A 16,786-nucleotide genomic window follows, 5' to 3' on the forward strand; every position below is an offset into this window, starting at 1 on the left:
GACCGAAGGGTTGTGATGATCACCGTGTTGGTAGCACGCCTGCTCCTGGCCGGAATCTTTGCCGTCGCCGCGCTGGCGAAGCTGGCCGATCGCGGCGCGGCGCGGCGGGCAGTGACGGCATTCGGCGTGCCGCAGACGGCCGCGGCAATCGTAGGAACAGCGCTGACAACGACGGAGTTCGCCGTCGCGGCTCTCCTGGTCGCAGGGAACCGAGCCGGCGCGCCGGCGGCCCTGCTCCTGCTGGCGGGATTCGCGGCGGCGGTGCTGGTGAATCTCGCGCGGGGCCGACGCCCGGAGTGCCACTGCTTTGGGCGGCTGTCCTCCGGTCCCCTCGGGTGGCCGACGCTGGCCCGAAATGCGTGTTTCGCCGCGCTGGCCGCGTTCGTGGCATGCGACGGGCAGTTCGGCTGGCCCTTAACGGCTTTCGGGATCGTGATGCTCGCCCTGTGGCTCGGCCCGGCGGCGCGGCGGCGCTGGATGGCGCGCGCGGGCGCTGCCGACGGCTTGGCGCTGCCGGATCGGGCCGGCAACATCTGGACCCTGGACAGGCTGGCCCAACCTCGTCGTCCCCTCGTGCTCGTCTTCAGCCAACCCGGTTGCGGCGCATGCGATCTGTTGCTGCCCGAGGTGGCCCGATGGCAGGACGACCTGGCCGGGCGCGTCAGCATCGCCCTCGTCAACGCGGGGCCCGCCGGCCACCGTGTCCCGATCGAGTTGATCGACGAGCGTCGGGCCGCGTTTGCCGCCTTCGGCATCACCGCCACCCCCAGCGCCGTGCTGATCGACGACGGCCGAAGGTCCGACGTCGCGCGCGGTGCCGGCGCGATCGGCGACCTCGTCGACGACGCGGTCCGGATCTCCGATCAGTCCAGACTCAGCCGGCGGCGGTTGCTGCAGCGGGCCACCGCCTTTCCCGTCGTCGCGGCCACCGCCGCTGCCTGCGATTCCGACCGCCCCACCACCGACGTCAAAGCCCTCCAGGTCGAAGACGTCTGGATGTGCGACCAAACCTTCGCACTATGCACCACCGCCCCGTGTGTGCCGTCTGCGACCGATCCCAACATTTCGGTGTGCGACTGCGTCGTCGTCAACGGCAACTCGATCGGATCCAAGAACTGCAGCGACCGGGCCCAATCCGGCAACAAGATCCGTTCGGCCTTCTCGACGGTCAACATCAACGCGAACTTCGCTGTGCTGAGCTGCCCGTCCGGCGCGGCCTGGGCGAATTGCCTCGACGTGGAATGCGAGATCGATGCGACCAACCCCGCCCGCGCCAAGTGCCAATGCGTGACGGTGAAATCCGGCCCGTCGATCACCTTCGGCGGCGGCTGCGACACCGCCACCTGCACCTCGACCACCTGGTCGGCCGCGACCCCCGAGATGTATCAGGACGGCATGCGACAGCTCCGGGCGGCGATGGATCGGGTGGGTAAGCCGGTCACCTTTCCCAAACCTTGCCCCGCGCCAAAGTAAGGCCGGCGTTTTTGGGCACGCGTTTGCTGCGGGTCGGGTAGCTTCTGTGCATGTTCGGCATCATCCGGCCCTGCCGTCATCGACTCGGCAGTGAGCTCGCGGCAGCCTGGACCGCACAACTGTGTGGATTGTGTCTGGCCCTGCGCGACGACTACGGCCAGTCCGCGCGGATAGCCACCAACTACGACGGCCTGGTGGTTTCGCTGCTGGTCGAGGCGCAGTCACCCGAACAACCCACCCGCCGCAAGGCCGGGCCGTGCCCGGGGCGTGGCATGCGGCGCGCCGACGTGGCGACCGGCGACTGCGCGCGACTGGCCGCCGTCGTGTCGCTGGCCCTGGCCGCGGCACGGGTCCGCGATCATGTCGACGACCACGACGGCATGGTCGGGGCGGCCGGTGTGCGACCGGCCGCGCGGCGCATCGCCGAACGCTGGGTGCGCCAGGGCACCGACACCGGCCACACCCTGGGATTCGACACCGGCGTGCTGATCGCCGCGATGGACCGCCAGGTCGCACTCGAGGCGACGGCACGCCCCGGCGAGCTGCTCACGGTGACCGAGCCGACCGAGACCGCGGTCGCCGAGGCTTTCGCGCACACCGCCGTGCTGGCCGGTCGCCCGGGCAACGTGGCGCCGCTGCGCGAGATCGGTCAGCTGTTCGGGCGGGTGGCACATCTGCTCGACGCGGTCGAGGACTACGACGACGACCTGAAGCGCGGCAAGTGGAACCCGTTGGCCGCCACCGAAACTCCGATGGACCAGGCCCGCGCCCTGTGTGACGACGCGGCGCTGGGCATCGAATTGGCGCTGGCCGACGTCGAATTCAGCGACGGCCGGCTGGCGCAGCGGTTGCTGACCCGCGAGGTACGACGGGCGATCTCGCGCACCTTCAGCCGATCCGGTCATCCCAGCTGCGGCACCCCGCACGGCCAGCAGGACGGGATCAACTTCGGCCACCAACCCGTCGCCGGCGCCGCCGGTTACCCGATCGGCGAAAACCCCGAGGGCCAAACACCCGGCGCGGGCGTCAAGCGCAAGGGTGGCGGCGGGGACGGCGCCTGCATCTGCTGCTGCGATGGCTGCGACTGCTGCTGCGATTGCGGAGACTGCTGCGACTGCTCATAAGGTGGCTCGTCGAACTCGTTGTGCCATTACGTGTTTGTGATGTGATTCGGCCCAGGTAACCAGACGCCGTCTCGTACGGCAGGATGGGCACGTGTTTGGGCTAGAAGTCATCGTTGCGCTGGTGTCGGCCGTCATCGTCGGAACGGTGCTGGGCCGGCGCTATCGCGTGGGCCCGCCGGTGCTGCTCATTTTTCTCGGCACGCTGCTGGGTCTGATCCCCGCCTTCGCCCACATTCACATCAACGGCGAGATCGTGCTGCTGCTGTTCTTGCCGGCCATCCTGTACTGGGAAGGCCTGGGCACCAGCCTGCGCGAGGTCCGCGCCAATCTGCGGATCATCGTCTTGCTGTCCGTCATCTTGGTGATCGTCACCGCGGTCGCCGTGTCATGGACCGCACGGGCGCTCGGCATGGAATCGCACGCGGCCGCGGTGCTGGGAGCCGTGCTGTCTCCCACCGACGCCGCCGCCGTCGCCGGCCTGGCCAAGAAGCTGCCACGGCGAACGCTGACCGTGCTGCGCGCCGAGAGCCTCATCAACGACGGGACGGCGCTGGTGCTGTTCGTCGTGACCGTCCACGTCGCGATCGGCGGGGCGGAGATTGGCCCGCCCGATCTGGTGCTGCGCTTCGTCGGCTCCTATCTCGGCGGCATCGCCGTCGGGTTGCTGGTCGGCGGATTGGTGACCCTGGCCCGCAAGCGAATCGACGCGCCACAAGAAGAAGGAGCCATGAGCCTGCTGACGCCGTTCGCGGCGTTTTTGCTGGCCCAAGCGCTGCATTGCAGCGGCGTCGTCGCGGTCCTGGTGTCGGCGCTGGTGCTGGCGTACTCCGGGCCGGTGGTGATTCGGGCCCGCTCCCGGCTGATGTCCTACGGATTCTGGGAGATGGCGACCTTCCTGATCAACGGTTCGCTGTGGGTGTTCGTCGGGGTGCAGATCCCCGACGCGGTGCGCGGCATCAACGGCGTCGACGGCGGAATCCGCCATGCGTTGTTCATCGCGTTAGCCGTCACCGGGGTCGTCGTCGGGTCCCGGATTTTCTGGGGCGAGCTCACCACGTTGCTGTTGCGCATGATCGACCGCCGCGAGGTACAGCGGGCCCGCCGGGTTCCCTGGCGGCAGCGCTTCGTGACCGCCTGGGCCGGATTTCGCGGCGCGGTGTCGCTGGCCGCCGCGCTCGCCGTGCCGGAGACCACGCTCAGCGGCGCGCCGTTCCCCGACCGCAGCCTGCTCATCTTCGTCGTGGTCGTCGCCATCCTGACCACCGTCCTGGTCCAAGGCATTTCACTGCCCGCGGTGGTGCGCTGGGCAAAGCTGCCGGAAGACATCACCTACGCCGCGGAGCTTCAGCTGGCCCGCAGTGTCGGCGCCAAGGCCGCCCTCGATGCGCTGCCGGTGGTGGCCGGTGAACTCGGCGTCAGCCCGAAAATGTTGAGCCGCCTGCAAAAGGAGTACGACGAGCACGCCGCGCTGGTGACGGAGTGCGAAGACGGCACCTCGACCGGCGACCTGGCCAGGCGCGACGAGAAGGTGCGACGGGTGCGTCTCGGGGTGCTCGAGCACAAACGCCGGGCCATCATCTCGCTGCGCAATCAACGGGTCATCGACGACATCGTGCTGCGCGAGTTGCAGTCCGAGATGGATCTGGAAGAGGTGCAGCTGCTCGACCCGGCCGACAGCTGACAACGCGTCAGGGGTGGACCGTACAGTCGGCGGCATGTTGCAGACGGTCGCCATCCGCGGGTACCGCTCGCTGCGCGAGGTCATCCTGCCGCTGGGCCGGCTGTCGCTCATCACCGGCGCCAACGGCGCGGGCAAGTCGTCGGTCTACCGCGCGTTGCGACTGTTGGCGGACTGCGGCCGCGGCGAGGTCATCGGCTCGCTGGCCCGCGAGGGCGGGCTGCAATCGGTGCTGTGGGCCGGGCCGGAGGGGCTGAAGGGCGCGCGGCGTTCGCAGAAAACCGAGGGCACGGTCCGCACCCGACCCGTCTCGCTCGAAATGGGTTTTGCTGCAGACGATTTCGGCTACCTGGTCGACCTCGGCATCCCGCAGTCGGCCGGGCCGTCGGTCTTCGTTCGCGACCCGGAGATCAAACGGGAAATGTTGTTCGCGGGGCCGGTGCTGCGACCCAGCGCGACGCTGGTGCGCCGGTCGCGAGCGTTCGCCGAAGCCGTCAACGCCGACAACGGGTTTGACGAACTGAGCCGATCGTTGCCGTTGTACCGCAGCGTGCTCGCCGAGTACGCCAACCCGCACGCGCTGCCCGAACTCGCGGCCGTGCGGGAGCGGTTGCGCGGGTGGCGGTTCTACGACGGCTTCCGCGTCGACAGTGCGGCGCCCGCGCGGCATCCGCAGGTGGGCACCCGTACCCCGGTGCTCTCCGACGACGGCAGCGACCTGGCCGCGGCGATTCAGACAATTCTCGAGTCGGGGTCCGACGAGTTAAGCCGGGTCGTCGCAGAGGCATTCGACGGCGCCACGATCTCGGTCGCCATTCACGACGGGCTGTTCGACCTTCAGCTGCGCCAGCGTGGCATGCTGCGACCGCTGCGCTCGGCCGAATTATCCGACGGGACACTGCGATTCATGCTGTGGGCGGCCGCGCTGCTGAGCCCGGAAGCGCCGTCGCTGATGGTGCTCAACGAGCCGGAGACCTCGCTGCATCCAGACCTGGTGGGCCCGCTCGCCTCGCTGATCCGCGCCGCCGCCGAGCAGACTCAGGTTGTGGTCGTCACGCACTCGCGGTCGCTGCTGGAACAGTCCGACGGGGCCGTCGAGATCGAGCTCTACAAAGACTGGGGCGAAACCCGTATCACCGGCCAGGACCTGCTGAGCACGCCGCGTTGGGATTGGGGCAAGCGGTAGCTTTGCTTTGCGGCCCTGGCCCTGGCCCTGGCCGTCGAGTGTGCATCGTCGGCTTTGCGTGTGCATCGTCGGCTTTGCGTGTGCATCGGCGGCGGGGTCGCTCGGCGTGTCGCCGCCGCAGCCGCACACCCAACGCCGCGAACGCACACTCGCCGCCGCGGCCGCACAGTCAACGCCGTGAACGCACAGCCAATCTCATTACCGGCGTCTATCAGGGGAATTCATGGACTGTTAAGGCACACGTCAGGTCTGCATCGTTGAGTGCACACAAGCGCCGCGTGTCCTCAGCTTATGCGCGTTGTACAGGTCGCTAATTTCTATGGCCCTCGGTCCGGCGGCCTTCGTACCGCGGTGGATCGACTGGGCGCCGAATACAGCGCAAACGGCCACGAGGTGTTCTTGATCGTGCCCGGTCCGCGCCCAGAACGTACCCTGCTGCCGACGGGTGTGGTCCGAATCACCATGCCCGCCTGGTTGATTCCCTTCACCGGCGGCTACCGCGCGGTGATGCCGGGTCCGGTCAAGGCGCTGCTGGAAGCACTACAACCCGACGCCCTGGAAGTTTCCGACCGGCTCACGCTGAGATCGCTGGGGCGCTGGGGCCGCGAACACGGCGCCACAACGGTGATGATCTCGCATGAGCGTCTGGATCGTCTTGCGGGGCAAATACTTCCGAAGCGACCGGCACGCAGTCTCGCCGACTTCGCCAACGGCCGCACCGCCGCCGACTACGACACCGTGGTCTGCACCACCGGATTCGCCCGCGAGGAATTCGACCGGATCGGGGCAAAGAACGTCGTCACCGTGCCGCTCGGGGTGGACCTGAAGACCTTCCACCCGAGCCGGCACTCTCCCCTGGTTCGCCGGCAATGGGCCAAACCGAAACAGCTGCTGCTGGTCCACTGCGGCCGGTTGTCGGTGGAGAAACGGGCGGACCGCAGCATCGACGCCCTGGCCGCCCTGTGCGACTTCGGCGTCGACGCCCGACTGGTGGTGATGGGCGAGGGGCCGATGCGGGCCAAGCTGCAGCGCCAGGCCACCGGCCTGCCGATCGACTTCACCGGGTTCGTCTCCAACCGGGACACCGTGGCCGGACTGCTGGCCTCGGCGGACGTCACCCTGGCGCCGGGGCCGCACGAAACGTTCGGATTGGCCGCGCTGGAATCGCTGGCGTGCGGCACGCCGGCCGTGGTGTCGCGCACCTCGGCGCTGACCGAGATCATCACCCCCGACAGCGGCGCGTCGGCCGACAACCACCCGGAGGCCATCGCCAGGGCGGTCGGCACGGTCATCAGCCTGCCCGAATATCACCGCCGGACCTCCGCGCGGCGCCGTGCGGAGAACTTCACCTGGCAGCGGGCGGCGGCCGGCATGCTGGCGACGTTGGGACCCGACATCGGCGACCCGGAGGACGCCGCGTAGCCGCTAGCGTCGTGGGTCGTTAATCCGCGATTAGCCGCCTATACCGTTCAGCGGCATCGCAAGGCAACGTCGAGCGTGGGTGATATGCACTCAATTCCAGCACTTTTCGTGCATATCACCCACGTTCGGCGAGCCAAAGCAAGCCGCGTAGCCACTAGAAGTCGGAAGCGCCCCAGGAGCCCGGCGGGTACGGCGGGACGTGGCCGGCGAACGCGCCGTCGGTGAGACTGCACAGCGTGTCGGTAATGGTTCCCGCATTCGCGATCACCGTCGGCGGGCTGCCCGGTACGACGCGCGCCACCACCGCTTGCCAGAAGTAGCCCACGCCGCCGTGCTCGTACCAGACGAACCAGTCGGCGTCCCGGTTGCCGGCCCGGATCAGCCGCCGGAACGGCAACGTCGGATCGTTGACCGAATCCGTCTTGTTGAACGGCGCGCCGATGTCCGCGATGGGTGGCAGGAGTTTGACGAGCGCCGGCGGTAGCTGCGACAGGCTGTGCACTTCGGTCACCGGAGTCGCCAGCGTGCATTGCGTATTCGGCATCGCGTCGGCCGGTATCGCCGTCACGACCGCGAGCACGACGCCCGCCACGAGCGCTGCTCGATAGACGTTGCCCATGCAGCCTCCCATCGACGGCCCGGTAATGATCGGACCCTACGCCGTTGTTTGCTGAGCCGAGCCACTTTCGGCCCGGGGACTAGGCTCGTCGGAGACGACGAGGAGGTGGACCGTGGAAAAGCGCGACCGGGTGCTGATCACCGCCACGGAGCTGGCCGACCTGATCGAGGCCGACGATCCGCCGACCATATTGGATGTCCGTTGGCGCATCGACGAGTCCGACGGGCGAGCGGCCTACCTCGACGGTCATCTCCCCGGCGCGGTCTATGTGTCCCTCGACGACGACCTCAGCGATCACACCGTCACCGGTCGCGGCCGCCACCCGCTGCCGTCGGGACGAAGCCTGCAGGCCGCCGCCCGCCGCTGGGGTGTCCAGCAGGACGCGCTGGTCGTGGTCTATGACGACTGGAATCGGGCGGGTTCCGCGCGGGCCTGGTGGGTGCTGACCGCGGCGGGCCTGGCGAACGTTCGCATCCTCGACGGCGGACTGGGCGCGTGGCGGGCGGCCGGGCGTAGCCTCGAGACCGGCGAGGTCACCCCCGCGGCAGGCAATGTCGTTGTGCCCCATAATGATCTGTATGCCGGTGCTCGGCCCACCCTGACGGCCGAACAAGCCGGCGCGGGCGTCGTGACCCTGCTCGACGCGCGTGCGCCGGAACGTTATCGCGGCGACACCGAACCCGTCGACGCCGTCGCCGGTCACATCCCGGGGGCCCGGAATCTGCCCAGCGGCTCCGTGCTGGCCGCCGACGGCACGTTCCTCGGTGACTACGCGCTCGCCCAGCAGCTCTCCGACCGCGGCATCGATCGCGACGCCCCGTTGGGCGCCTACTGCGGATCGGGCGTGACCGCAACCATCGCGGTCGCCGCTCTCGCGGCGATGGGATGTGAGGCGGCGCTGTATCCGGGGTCGTGGTCCGAGTGGTCTTCGGACCCAACCCATCCCGTCGCTCGCGGCGCCGAGTAAATCAGGGGCCGGCCCAGCGCTGCAGAAACGCCGCCGTCACGCGGGCGGCGTTGACCGCGGCGACCTTCTTGTAGACGAAGAACTGAAATGGGAAGCCCGGCAGGCGAAGTGGATCACCCGGGCCGTCCGACATTCCGCGGATCCCCAAAAACGGCACGCCACGCGCATCCGCGACGGCCTGCGCCGCGGCGGTCTCGCTGTCGGTCGCATCGAAGGCCGGGTCGGCCGCCGACACCACCTTCGCGTTGTTGATCAGGCCGTGCCTCAGCCACGGCCACGCCGCCCTGAAGAAGTTGCCGGTGTAGAAGAACGAGCGATCGGGTGCCGTTCGCGGCTGGCAGCCGAACACCCCGCCGCCGTGCGGGATACCCGGGAATGCTCGCCCGTTGTTGTTGTCGTAGCTGCAGCCGTCACCACCGACCAGCAGCAGCGGCTCGTGGCGCATCCGTCTGGCGCTTTGCAGTGTGACGGAGAGGGTCTCGGCCGCCGCCAACATGCCGGCGTCGACCGGATGAAACGTCTTGCCGTGGTCCAGCGTCCAGCGCGCCGGTATCGCGACGTCGGCGATGCCGGTGCGCCCGGCACCGCCCGCGACACCCGAAAACACCACAGCGCCAACGGTGCTGGCGAAGTAGGTCAACGCGGTCTCGGTGGTATCGGTCGCATTGACCAGGCCGATGCCGGTCATGGCCACGATCACCTTCTTGCCGCGGATCGAGCCGAGATAGAAATGCCGACCGTCGGCGATCACCACGGGGTCGGGGTCGAGCGTGGTGTGGGACAGCACCTCATCGGCCTCGACGGGAAACGCCGTCAAAACCAGGGTGCGCTGTTCGGACGAATCCACCGTCACGTCTGGCAACTCCTCGGGTTCGGTGGCGACCACCATTATCGTCCTTTTTCCCTCGTCGCGGGTGGCCAGAAGCTAATCTCAAGGCGCGACAAAGGAGTCTGCCCATGCTTGAGGTGATCGAAAAGGGACCGTGCCGCGATTCGACAAAACCACCGGTGGTGTTTGTCCACGGCGCCTGGCACGGCGCCTGGTATTGGGACGAGTACTTCCTGGACTTCTTCGCCGAACGGGGCTATCGGTCGCTCGCGCTAAGCCTGCGCAGCCACGGCAAGAGCGCCGAGCCGAAGCGAAATCTCTTCTGTTCGATCGCCGACTACGTCGACGATGTCGCATCCGTCGCCAACGACCTGCCCACCCCGCCGATCGTGGTCGGCCACTCGCTGGGCGGTTTCGTCGTGCAGAAGTACCTGGAGTCACACGATGCACCGGCCGCGGTGTTGCTTGCCTCCGCACCGCCCAGCGGGGTCACCAGATTCATGTTGCGCATCGGCAGGCGACACCCATGGCACACCGCACGAACCCTGTTGACTACCAAGTCTTTACACGGAATAGGCGGCACACCAGAATTAGCCCGCGAGCATTTCTATTCCCGATACACGCCGCAGGACGACGTGGTGCGCTACACCGCGGCGTTGGGGGAAGAATATGCGGGCAGATGGTTCCTCGACATGTTGTTTCTCAACCTGCCCAAACCCGATCGCGTCAACACCCCGGTATTGGTGCTGGGCGCCGAGGACGACGGGTGTTTCACCCCGCGGGAAGTCCACGCCACCGCGCGTGCCTATCGCACCCGAGCGGAGATCTTTCCCAGCATGGGCCACAACATGATGGTCGAGCCCCAGTGGGCGTCGGTGGCCGAACGAATTCATGCCTGGCTCCAAACCCCACCGCGTGCTGCACGGCAGGCGCTCGATGCCGTGGAAGAACGACGAGCGTAGCCGGCTCGACTACGACGATGACTTGATTCCGGCAACGATCACATCGAGCCCGGCACGAAAGTGTGTGGCCAACTGGCGTTTAACGCGAGGCGTCGCCTCGGCGGCGCGGGTTTCCTCCAGAGCTATCGAGCCCAGCAGGTACGTGTACAAGACCGTATGAGCCGCGGCGGCAGCCGCTTTCGCGAGTCCCGCCTCGGCGAGCAGGCCGCGGCTGTGCCGATCCAGCCGGCGGGCCGTTTCGTTCCCGACGCTGTTTTGCAGGATGCTCGCGACGCCGGGGACACCCAGGATGATTTCCCTGGCAGCGCAATAAAGCTCGATGAGCCTGGTATCCCATCGTCCCTTATCCCGAAGCGGGATTTCTTCCAGTACGGACTCGGCGACGAGCTCCAAAGCGGTCTGCTTACTGGGGACGTGGTAGTACACCGAAGGCACGGCGGCCCCGAGTTCGGCGGCGAGTTCGCGCATCGTCACCCGCTGCACGCCCACGCGCTTCGCCAGGTCACGCAATGCGACCACCACCTCGTCGCGATCGAGTCCCCCGTAAGTGCGGCGTGCGCCGGCCGGTGTCGTGACCTTATTCCCCGTTGCTACCACTGCGTCATTCCCCAATCAGCCTTTATTCGAGCACCGTTCGAATTTACCCGGTATCGGTTCGCCGTAATCGATGAATCCGCTATGTAATATTTGCGCAATGACGGGCCGACTAGCGGGCAAGGTGGCGATTGTCACCGGGGCAAGCACCGGCCTGGGACCGGTTCTCGGCTCGGTATTCGTCCGCGAAGGCGCGCGGGTACTGCTCGCCGCCCGGCGCGAGGAGCTGGTCCGCGAGGCCGCCGCGGCGGCCGGCTCCGGCGCGATCGCGATGCGCGCCGACGTCACCGACGAGGCGGACGTCGCCGCGATGGTGAGGCGCGCGGTCGACGAATTCGGGCACGTCGACATCCTCTGCAACAACGCCGCGGCGCCCGGACAAGACCACTGGATCTGGGAGCAGACACTCGACAACTGGAACGCCACGATCGCCATCGACGTCACCGCGGCGATGTTGTGCACCCGCGAGGTACTCAACCAGTCGATGCTGCAACGTCGCAGCGGAGTCATCCTCAACTTCTCCTCCACCGCGGGCTACCACGGCATCGCGCGCAAGACGCACTACGTCACCGCGAAGGCGTCGCTGCGGGCCTTCACCAAGACCGTCGCGCTCGAAGTCGGTCCGCACGGCATCCGCTGCAACTGCATCGTGCCGGGCGCGATCGATACAGAGCTATATCGCAATTGGTTACAGCGCACCGCGGCCGAGCAGGGTGTCGAGGTCGAGGCGGTGCGCGCGAAGTCGCTCAAAGACGTTGCCCTGCGCGATATTTCGTCGCCGGACGACGTGGCCAACCTGGCGCTGTTTTTGGCCAGTGACGAAAGCCGAACCATCACAGGGCAGTCGATCCCTGTCGACGCCGGAGGGTATATGCAGGGATGAGTACCCCGACCGTAAAGCTTTCGCTGTCCACGCCGGTCGTGATCACGATGCCGCAGGCCAGCGCCGCCTGGGAGCAGGACGCCTCGATCGGGGAGCTGGCGGCGATCGCCGAAACGGCCGACCGGCTGGGTTATCACCACCTGACCTGCAGCGAGCACATCGCGCTGCCCGCAGTAGAACATCAGCGCCGGGGCATGCGGTACTGGGACCCGCTGGCGACGCTGGGCTACCTGGCCGCGCGTACACAGCGAATACGGCTGGCTACCAATGTGTTAGTGCTCGCCTACCACCACCCGTTGGAAATCGCCAAGCGCTACGGCACGTTGGACAAAGTCAGCAATGGGCGACTCATCCTCGGCGTCGGCGTCGGCAGCCTCAAAGAGGAATTCGACCTCCTCGGCGCGCCTTATGACGACCGCGGACCGCGCGGCGACGACGCGCTGCGGGCGCTGCGCGCCTCCCTGTCGGTTCCCGAACCCGCTTACCACGGCGAGTTCTATTCGTTCGATGGCATGGTCGTCGACCCGTGCGCGGTCCAGGATCACGTCCCCATTTGGATTGGTGGACGCACCCTGCGATCGCTGCGCCGTGCCGTCACCCTGGCCGACGGATGGGCCCCGTTCAATGTGACGCCGCAGCAAGCCCGAGAATGGTTGGGCCGCTTCGAACTTCCACCCGGCTTCGAGGTCGTGCTACCACCGCCGGCACCGTTGGACCCGATCGACGACCCCGACCGCACCCGCGAGATACTCGCCGATACCGCCGCGCACGGCGCGACCACGATCACCACCTGGTTCACTCATAGATCGCTGCAGCACTATCTGGAGAACCTGCACGCCCTGGCCGAACTGCATCCCCCCGGTGGATCCGCATGAACCGGGTCAAGGCAGGCATTTTCAGCCTCACCGCACCGTCCGACGACGAGAGCGGTTACCTGCGTTGGCATTTGCTGGATCACATGCCCGAGCAATATCAACTCCCGGGCATCGTGCACGGACTGCGCTGGATCGCCGACGGCGATTACCTCAACCATCGTCTTGCGGCCAACGGACCATTGGGCGAAATCGGCAACGTCGTGCACTATTTGGTCAGCGACCCCGTTGAACAAACCTTCGATGACTTTGTGACACTCGGCCGCGAACTGCGGGAGAACGGTCGCTTTCCCGTGGCACGCCCGCTGCTGCAAATCGCGGGACTGCGCCTGCTGCAGTGGCACTCCGCACCGCACGCTCTCGTCTCCGCCGAGGTGGTGCCGTTCCGGCCAAACCGCGGAATCCTGTTGATCGTCGAGGAGCCCACCGACGGCCGCTCGAACGAATGGCTGCAATGGCTGCACGCCGAACACTTTCCGGCGCTGCTCGCCACCCCCGGCACCGCCGGCGCCTGGACGTTCGGTTCGAGCACCGGGTGGAGCCATTTACCGCGCGGCTGGCGAGCCGACCATCAATACATCACCGTCGTTTACCTCGACGGCGACCCGCTGCGCACAACGGCTGCCCTCGCGCGGCTCGTCGAGGCACGCTGGCGATCGGGCGCGGTGCGACCCGTATTCGCCGGTCCGCTGCGCACGATGATCCATTGGGAAGCCTGGCCGTAGCCCGAGGTGGGCCGGCACGCGCTGAGCAGCGCCGATGCGGCTACGGTAGGCACGGCGCGGTGCGCGCCTTCGGAGAAAGACCTCTAGGAGGACTTGCGATGAAGAATCCGGACGCCCGGTGGCGAATCAGCCGCCGTGTCGCCGGCGTCGGCGTGGTGGTGTTGGTGGCCGGCCTGTCGGCCTGTTCCAGCAATGGGGGCAAACCCGCGTCCCCTACGAGCTCGAGTCCGGCTCCGTCCAACACAACCGTGATGCTGGATCAGCACTCGCACACGATTACCAGCAAGGTCAACTGCATCAGCTCGGCGGCGGAGCCCCACGCAACGCCTCCCGAGTCGGGCGATCTGACGACACGCATCACCGTTCACGACGATTCAGCGTCTCTGTCCTTCGCCCTGTCGGACGAAAAGCCGCCAAGCGTCGACGGCTTTTCGATTTCCCTGAAAGTCGGCAACGGGCAGTACCAGCTGCCCTATCAACCGACCCAATCCGTGAACCAGGTGATGGTCGACAAGGACGGCAAGAGTTACACGATCACCGGAACCGGCCAAGGGACGATGCCGGGCCAAACCGGTATGCGACAGATCACATTCGGGATACATGTGACCTGCCCGTGAACGCCCGTGCGGCGAAACATCGGTTGTCTAACCATGATCGCCTCTGAGATGCTGGCAGCTTGGACATCTTCGCGGAATGGCAAAAGGGCGGTACCGAACTTCGCTGGCGGTCGACCACCGCCGCCAACGACGGACAGGAAGTCGGGGTGTTCAGTCGCCGCTGCGGCGCAGCCGGGGCACCGCCACTCGTGCTCGTTCACGGCTTTCCGACGTCGAGCATCGACTTCTACGAGTTGACGCGTGAGCTGAGCTCCGATTTCGACCTCTACCTGTTGGACTTTCCGGGTTATGGCTTGTCGGACAAGCCACCGCAGCCGTACGTCTATTCGTTGTACGACGATGCGCGTCTGCTCGTGCACGCGATCACCGACGTGTGGAAGCTGACCGAATTTCGCATGCTCACCCACGATCGCGGCAGCAGTGTCGGCATGATCGCGCTGGGCATGTTGGCGGCGCTGGACCCGCCGGTGGCCCCGCTCGACCTCATCCTGACCAACGCCAACATCTACCTTCCGCTGGCGAATCTGACGCTGTTCCAAACCGCGCTGCTCGACCCCGAAACCGGGCGGGCCACCGCGGAAGCGACCACGCCCGAGACCCTGGCGGCCGGCATGGGAGCCAGCACCTTCATGCCGAGACGGAAATTGACCGACCCCGAGATCGACGCGCTGGCGAAGTGCTTTGCCCACAACGACGGAATCCGGGTGTTGCCGGACACAATCCAGTATCTGAACGAGCGTGCCGCCGACGAAACCAATTGGCTCGAAGCGCTTTCCAAAAGCCAGGTGCACACCACGGTGGTGTGGGGACTGCACGACAACATCGCGCCGCTGCGCGTCCCGAACTACGTTTGGCAGACCTACCTCAAAACCAAGCCTGGTCGGAATCGCTACTGGGTGGTGCCGGGCGCCGATCACTACGTGCAATGCGACGATCCCCGGCAATTGGCTCAGATCGTGCTGCTGACCGTCCAAGAAGAGGACATCTCCCTGAACACGCTCGGGAATCAGCCCGACGGTGCGGTGCTGGTGGATCAGAGCACGTCATAACCCGCTCGAGCGTCACGTTCGACGCCCAGCGTGACAGTAGCTTCACGCTCGACGATGTGGCTACCTGGTGGATGCCTGTGCGAATCCGTATAGGACACTAATGCATCTATTTCTAGGGTTCACGATCGCTTAAGCTCGCGGCAACGGACCGATTACCAACAGCCCTGGGCCCGTGACGCTTTCACCGAAAGGAGCTTCCGATAGCTGCTTTCCGAAATGAGCCATGTTTGGTTGTGCGGGGTTAACTTTGACCTCGCCGATCTGGATGGCCTTTCCGCCAGAGGTACATTCGGCGCTGCTGTCCAGCGGACCCGGCCCCGGGCCATTGACGGCCGCCGCAGGCGTGTGGAGCTCACTTAGCGCTGAATATGACTCGGCGGCAGGCGAACTCACCGCGCTACTGGGCGCGACCCAGGCCGCGGCGTGGGAGGGACCGAGTGCGGCGCAATACGTCGCCGCGCACGCACCGTATATCGCATCGCTACAGCAAGCCGGCATCGACAGCGCCGCAATGGCCGCACAACTGGAGACCGCTGCCGCCGCCTATACGGCCGCGCTGGCCGCCATGCCGACGTTGGGGGAACTATCGGCCAACCACGCCATCCATGCGGCGCTGGTGGCGACGAATTTCTTTGGTATCAATACGATCCCGATCGCGGTCAACGAAGCGGACTATGCGCGCATGTGGGTCCAGGCTGCCACGACGATGACCGTCTACCAATCAGTCGCGACCAGCGCGGTGGCGGCTGCCCCGCAAACCAACCCGGCTCCGCAGATCATGAACTCGGGCATGGGAATGGGCAAAGATCCCACCGGACCGATGGGCACTCAATTGCCCACCAATCTCGAAGAGCTGCTCAATGATTTGTTCCCGTTCGATCCGTTCTCGCCGACGTCTCCGTCGGTGCACCCAAGCTTGACGATGTTCATTCCGCGCCTGGAGGCGATGCTCGCCAACTATGCGGGTAACCCCGCACAACTACTCGAGACCATTCTTTACCTGGGCGTCCAATTCGTCATCCACCGCACCATGTACCTGATCTGGCTGGTGCTCTACGACCCCTTCCTGATCCCCTCCTTCCTGCTCAGCAACCCGGCGTACACCCTGGGGCTGGCCGCTCCGCTCGCGGCGGTGCCCGCCGGGGCGGCGAGCGGACTCGCGGGGCTGGCGGGTTTGGCCGGGCTCCCGCATCCAATTGCACCCGGTGTAGCGCCGGCTCCCGTTCCTCTCGCTCCCCACCTCGCTCCCGTCGTGACCCCGGCATCGCCGACCATGGCAATCCCGGCACCGCCTGCGGCTTCCGCCCCCGTCCCCGCCCCGGCCCCAACGTCCGTCCACGGCGCGCCTCCCCCGGCTCCACCGGCACCGGTCACCGGTGCGGAGGGACTTTCGAGCGCCTATCTCGTCGGGGCGTTTCAGTTTGCTGCCCCTTCCCCGTCGAGGGCTGCCGTCAAGTCCAAGAAGGCCGCGGAAGTCCGCAGCACCGAAACACCCGCAGCGGCCGCCAACCCACGCGAGCCCACCGGCTCCAGACGACGTCGAGGAGTCGACATGCCGGGCCGTCGTTACGAATACCTGGAACCGAATATCGATTCGGAGCTCGGAGCGGGAACGATCGGCTTCGCCGGGGCCGTGAACCGGACAACCGGACGACAGCCGGCCGGCTTGACCACACTGGCTGACGACTCATTCGGCGGCGCCGCAACTGTTCCGATGTTGCCGGGCAGCTGGGATCCGCCTGGATAGCATTCATGAGCCGAACCCTGGCCGAAGCCAACAAATCAT

The 16,786-nt window shown here is 66.7% G+C and carries 16 protein-coding genes; 13 read left to right on the plus strand and 3 right to left on the minus strand.

The genetic code is table 11. The features are described from left to right. The first annotated feature begins 15 nt into the window (after positions 1–15). From BN973_RS18670 to BN973_RS18690, 5 genes are all read left to right on the plus strand, one after another. Positions 16–1,473 (plus strand): thioredoxin family protein, encoded by a 1,458-nt coding sequence (locus BN973_RS18670; RefSeq protein ID WP_036470044.1) that lies wholly within the window; start codon positions 16–18, stop codon positions 1,471–1,473. Positions 1,474–1,523: 50 nt separating this feature from the next. Then, complete coding sequence (locus BN973_RS18675; protein ID WP_036470045.1) at positions 1,524–2,597, plus strand: DUF5685 family protein; 1,074 nt, start codon at positions 1,524–1,526, stop codon at positions 2,595–2,597. Between the two features lie 91 nt (positions 2,598–2,688). After that, the gene (locus tag BN973_RS18680) at positions 2,689–4,278 is read left to right on the plus strand and encodes a Na+/H+ antiporter (RefSeq protein WP_036470047.1); all 1,590 of its coding nucleotides are present in this window, start codon (positions 2,689–2,691) and stop codon (positions 4,276–4,278) included. 34 nt (positions 4,279–4,312) lie between these two features. Next, on the plus strand, positions 4,313–5,461 hold the full coding sequence (locus BN973_RS18685; RefSeq protein ID WP_036470049.1) for an AAA family ATPase: 1,149 nt from the start codon (positions 4,313–4,315) through the stop codon (positions 5,459–5,461). A gap of 291 nt (positions 5,462–5,752) precedes the next feature. Then, positions 5,753–6,883: a glycosyltransferase gene (locus BN973_RS18690; RefSeq protein WP_036470050.1), complete on the plus strand. Its 1,131-nt coding sequence runs from the start codon at positions 5,753–5,755 to the stop codon at positions 6,881–6,883. A 154-nt stretch (positions 6,884–7,037) separates the two neighbouring features. Here the strand turns inward: BN973_RS18690 and BN973_RS18695 are convergent, their stop codons facing one another. Then, complete coding sequence (locus BN973_RS18695; RefSeq protein ID WP_232232109.1) at positions 7,038–7,502, minus strand: hypothetical protein; 465 nt, start codon at positions 7,500–7,502, stop codon at positions 7,038–7,040. Between the two features lie 112 nt (positions 7,503–7,614). Between BN973_RS18695 and BN973_RS18700 the strand changes: the two genes are divergently transcribed. After that, positions 7,615–8,469: a sulfurtransferase gene (locus BN973_RS18700; RefSeq protein ID WP_036470052.1), complete on the plus strand. Its 855-nt coding sequence runs from the start codon at positions 7,615–7,617 to the stop codon at positions 8,467–8,469. Between the two features lies 1 nt (position 8,470). Here BN973_RS18700 and BN973_RS18710 read toward each other — a convergent pair whose 3' ends face one another. Continuing rightward, positions 8,471–9,358: a 5'-methylthioadenosine/S-adenosylhomocysteine nucleosidase family protein gene (locus tag BN973_RS18710; RefSeq protein ID WP_084163453.1), complete on the minus strand. Its 888-nt coding sequence runs from the start codon at positions 9,356–9,358 to the stop codon at positions 8,471–8,473. A 68-nt stretch (positions 9,359–9,426) separates the two neighbouring features. On the opposite strand from BN973_RS18710, the gene BN973_RS18715 reads away from it, so the two are divergent. After that, positions 9,427–10,260: an alpha/beta hydrolase gene (locus tag BN973_RS18715; RefSeq protein WP_036470055.1), complete on the plus strand. Its 834-nt coding sequence runs from the start codon at positions 9,427–9,429 to the stop codon at positions 10,258–10,260. A gap of 9 nt (positions 10,261–10,269) precedes the next feature. Here BN973_RS18715 and BN973_RS18720 read toward each other — a convergent pair whose 3' ends face one another. Beyond that, complete coding sequence (locus tag BN973_RS18720; RefSeq protein WP_232232110.1) at positions 10,270–10,782, minus strand: TetR/AcrR family transcriptional regulator; 513 nt, start codon at positions 10,780–10,782, stop codon at positions 10,270–10,272. Between the two features lie 172 nt (positions 10,783–10,954). Here BN973_RS18720 and BN973_RS18725 point away from each other — a divergent pair, with 172 nt between their 5' ends. The 6 genes from BN973_RS18725 to BN973_RS18750 all read left to right on the plus strand — a co-directional run bounded on the left by BN973_RS18725 (position 10,955) and on the right by BN973_RS18750 (position 16,747). After that, positions 10,955–11,737: an SDR family NAD(P)-dependent oxidoreductase gene (locus tag BN973_RS18725; RefSeq protein ID WP_036470056.1), complete on the plus strand. Its 783-nt coding sequence runs from the start codon at positions 10,955–10,957 to the stop codon at positions 11,735–11,737. Next, the gene (locus BN973_RS18730; protein ID WP_036470058.1) at positions 11,734–12,612 is read left to right on the plus strand and encodes an LLM class F420-dependent oxidoreductase; all 879 of its coding nucleotides are present in this window, start codon (positions 11,734–11,736) and stop codon (positions 12,610–12,612) included. Before BN973_RS18725 ends, BN973_RS18730 begins: the two co-directional genes overlap by 4 nt. Continuing rightward, entirely contained in the window at positions 12,609–13,334 is a 726-nt protein-coding gene (locus tag BN973_RS18735; RefSeq protein ID WP_036470061.1) for a hypothetical protein, read from the plus strand. Before BN973_RS18730 ends, BN973_RS18735 begins: the two co-directional genes overlap by 4 nt. Positions 13,335–13,432: 98 nt before the next feature. After that, the gene (locus BN973_RS18740; RefSeq protein ID WP_036470063.1) at positions 13,433–13,951 is read left to right on the plus strand and encodes a lipoprotein LpqH; all 519 of its coding nucleotides are present in this window, start codon (positions 13,433–13,435) and stop codon (positions 13,949–13,951) included. Between the two features lie 59 nt (positions 13,952–14,010). Then, a complete protein-coding gene (locus tag BN973_RS18745) occupies positions 14,011–15,000 on the plus strand; it encodes an alpha/beta fold hydrolase (protein WP_036470064.1) in 990 nt (329 codons plus the stop codon). Between the two features lie 247 nt (positions 15,001–15,247). Continuing rightward, the gene (locus tag BN973_RS18750; RefSeq protein ID WP_036470066.1) at positions 15,248–16,747 is read left to right on the plus strand and encodes a PPE family protein; all 1,500 of its coding nucleotides are present in this window, start codon (positions 15,248–15,250) and stop codon (positions 16,745–16,747) included. Positions 16,748–16,786 lie beyond the last annotated feature (39 nt).

The sequence above is a fragment of the Mycobacterium triplex genome, assembly GCF_000689255.1.
GTDB lineage: Bacteria > Actinomycetota > Actinomycetes > Mycobacteriales > Mycobacteriaceae > Mycobacterium > Mycobacterium triplex.

Bases quoted from the DNA above. Each gene is read 5' to 3' on its own strand.
- BN973_RS18685 (WP_036470049.1), top strand. From the start codon at position 4,313: ATGTTGCAGACGGTCGCCATCCGCGGGTACCGCTCGCTGCGCGAGGTC.
- BN973_RS18740 (WP_036470063.1), top strand. From the start codon at position 13,433: ATGAAGAATCCGGACGCCCGGTGGCGAATCAGCCGCCGTGTCGCCGGC.
- BN973_RS18710 (WP_084163453.1), bottom strand. From the start codon at position 9,358: ATGGTGGTCGCCACCGAACCCGAGGAGTTGCCAGACGTGACGGTGGAT.
- BN973_RS18735 (WP_036470061.1), top strand. From the start codon at position 12,609: ATGAACCGGGTCAAGGCAGGCATTTTCAGCCTCACCGCACCGTCCGAC.
- BN973_RS18690 (WP_036470050.1), top strand. From the start codon at position 5,753: ATGCGCGTTGTACAGGTCGCTAATTTCTATGGCCCTCGGTCCGGCGGC.
- BN973_RS18695 (WP_232232109.1), bottom strand. From the start codon at position 7,502: ATGGGCAACGTCTATCGAGCAGCGCTCGTGGCGGGCGTCGTGCTCGCG.
- BN973_RS18675 (WP_036470045.1), top strand. From the start codon at position 1,524: ATGTTCGGCATCATCCGGCCCTGCCGTCATCGACTCGGCAGTGAGCTC.
- BN973_RS18670 (WP_036470044.1), top strand. From the start codon at position 16: ATGATCACCGTGTTGGTAGCACGCCTGCTCCTGGCCGGAATCTTTGCC.
- BN973_RS18715 (WP_036470055.1), top strand. From the start codon at position 9,427: ATGCTTGAGGTGATCGAAAAGGGACCGTGCCGCGATTCGACAAAACCA.
- BN973_RS18730 (WP_036470058.1), top strand. From the start codon at position 11,734: ATGAGTACCCCGACCGTAAAGCTTTCGCTGTCCACGCCGGTCGTGATC.
- BN973_RS18725 (WP_036470056.1), top strand. From the start codon at position 10,955: ATGACGGGCCGACTAGCGGGCAAGGTGGCGATTGTCACCGGGGCAAGC.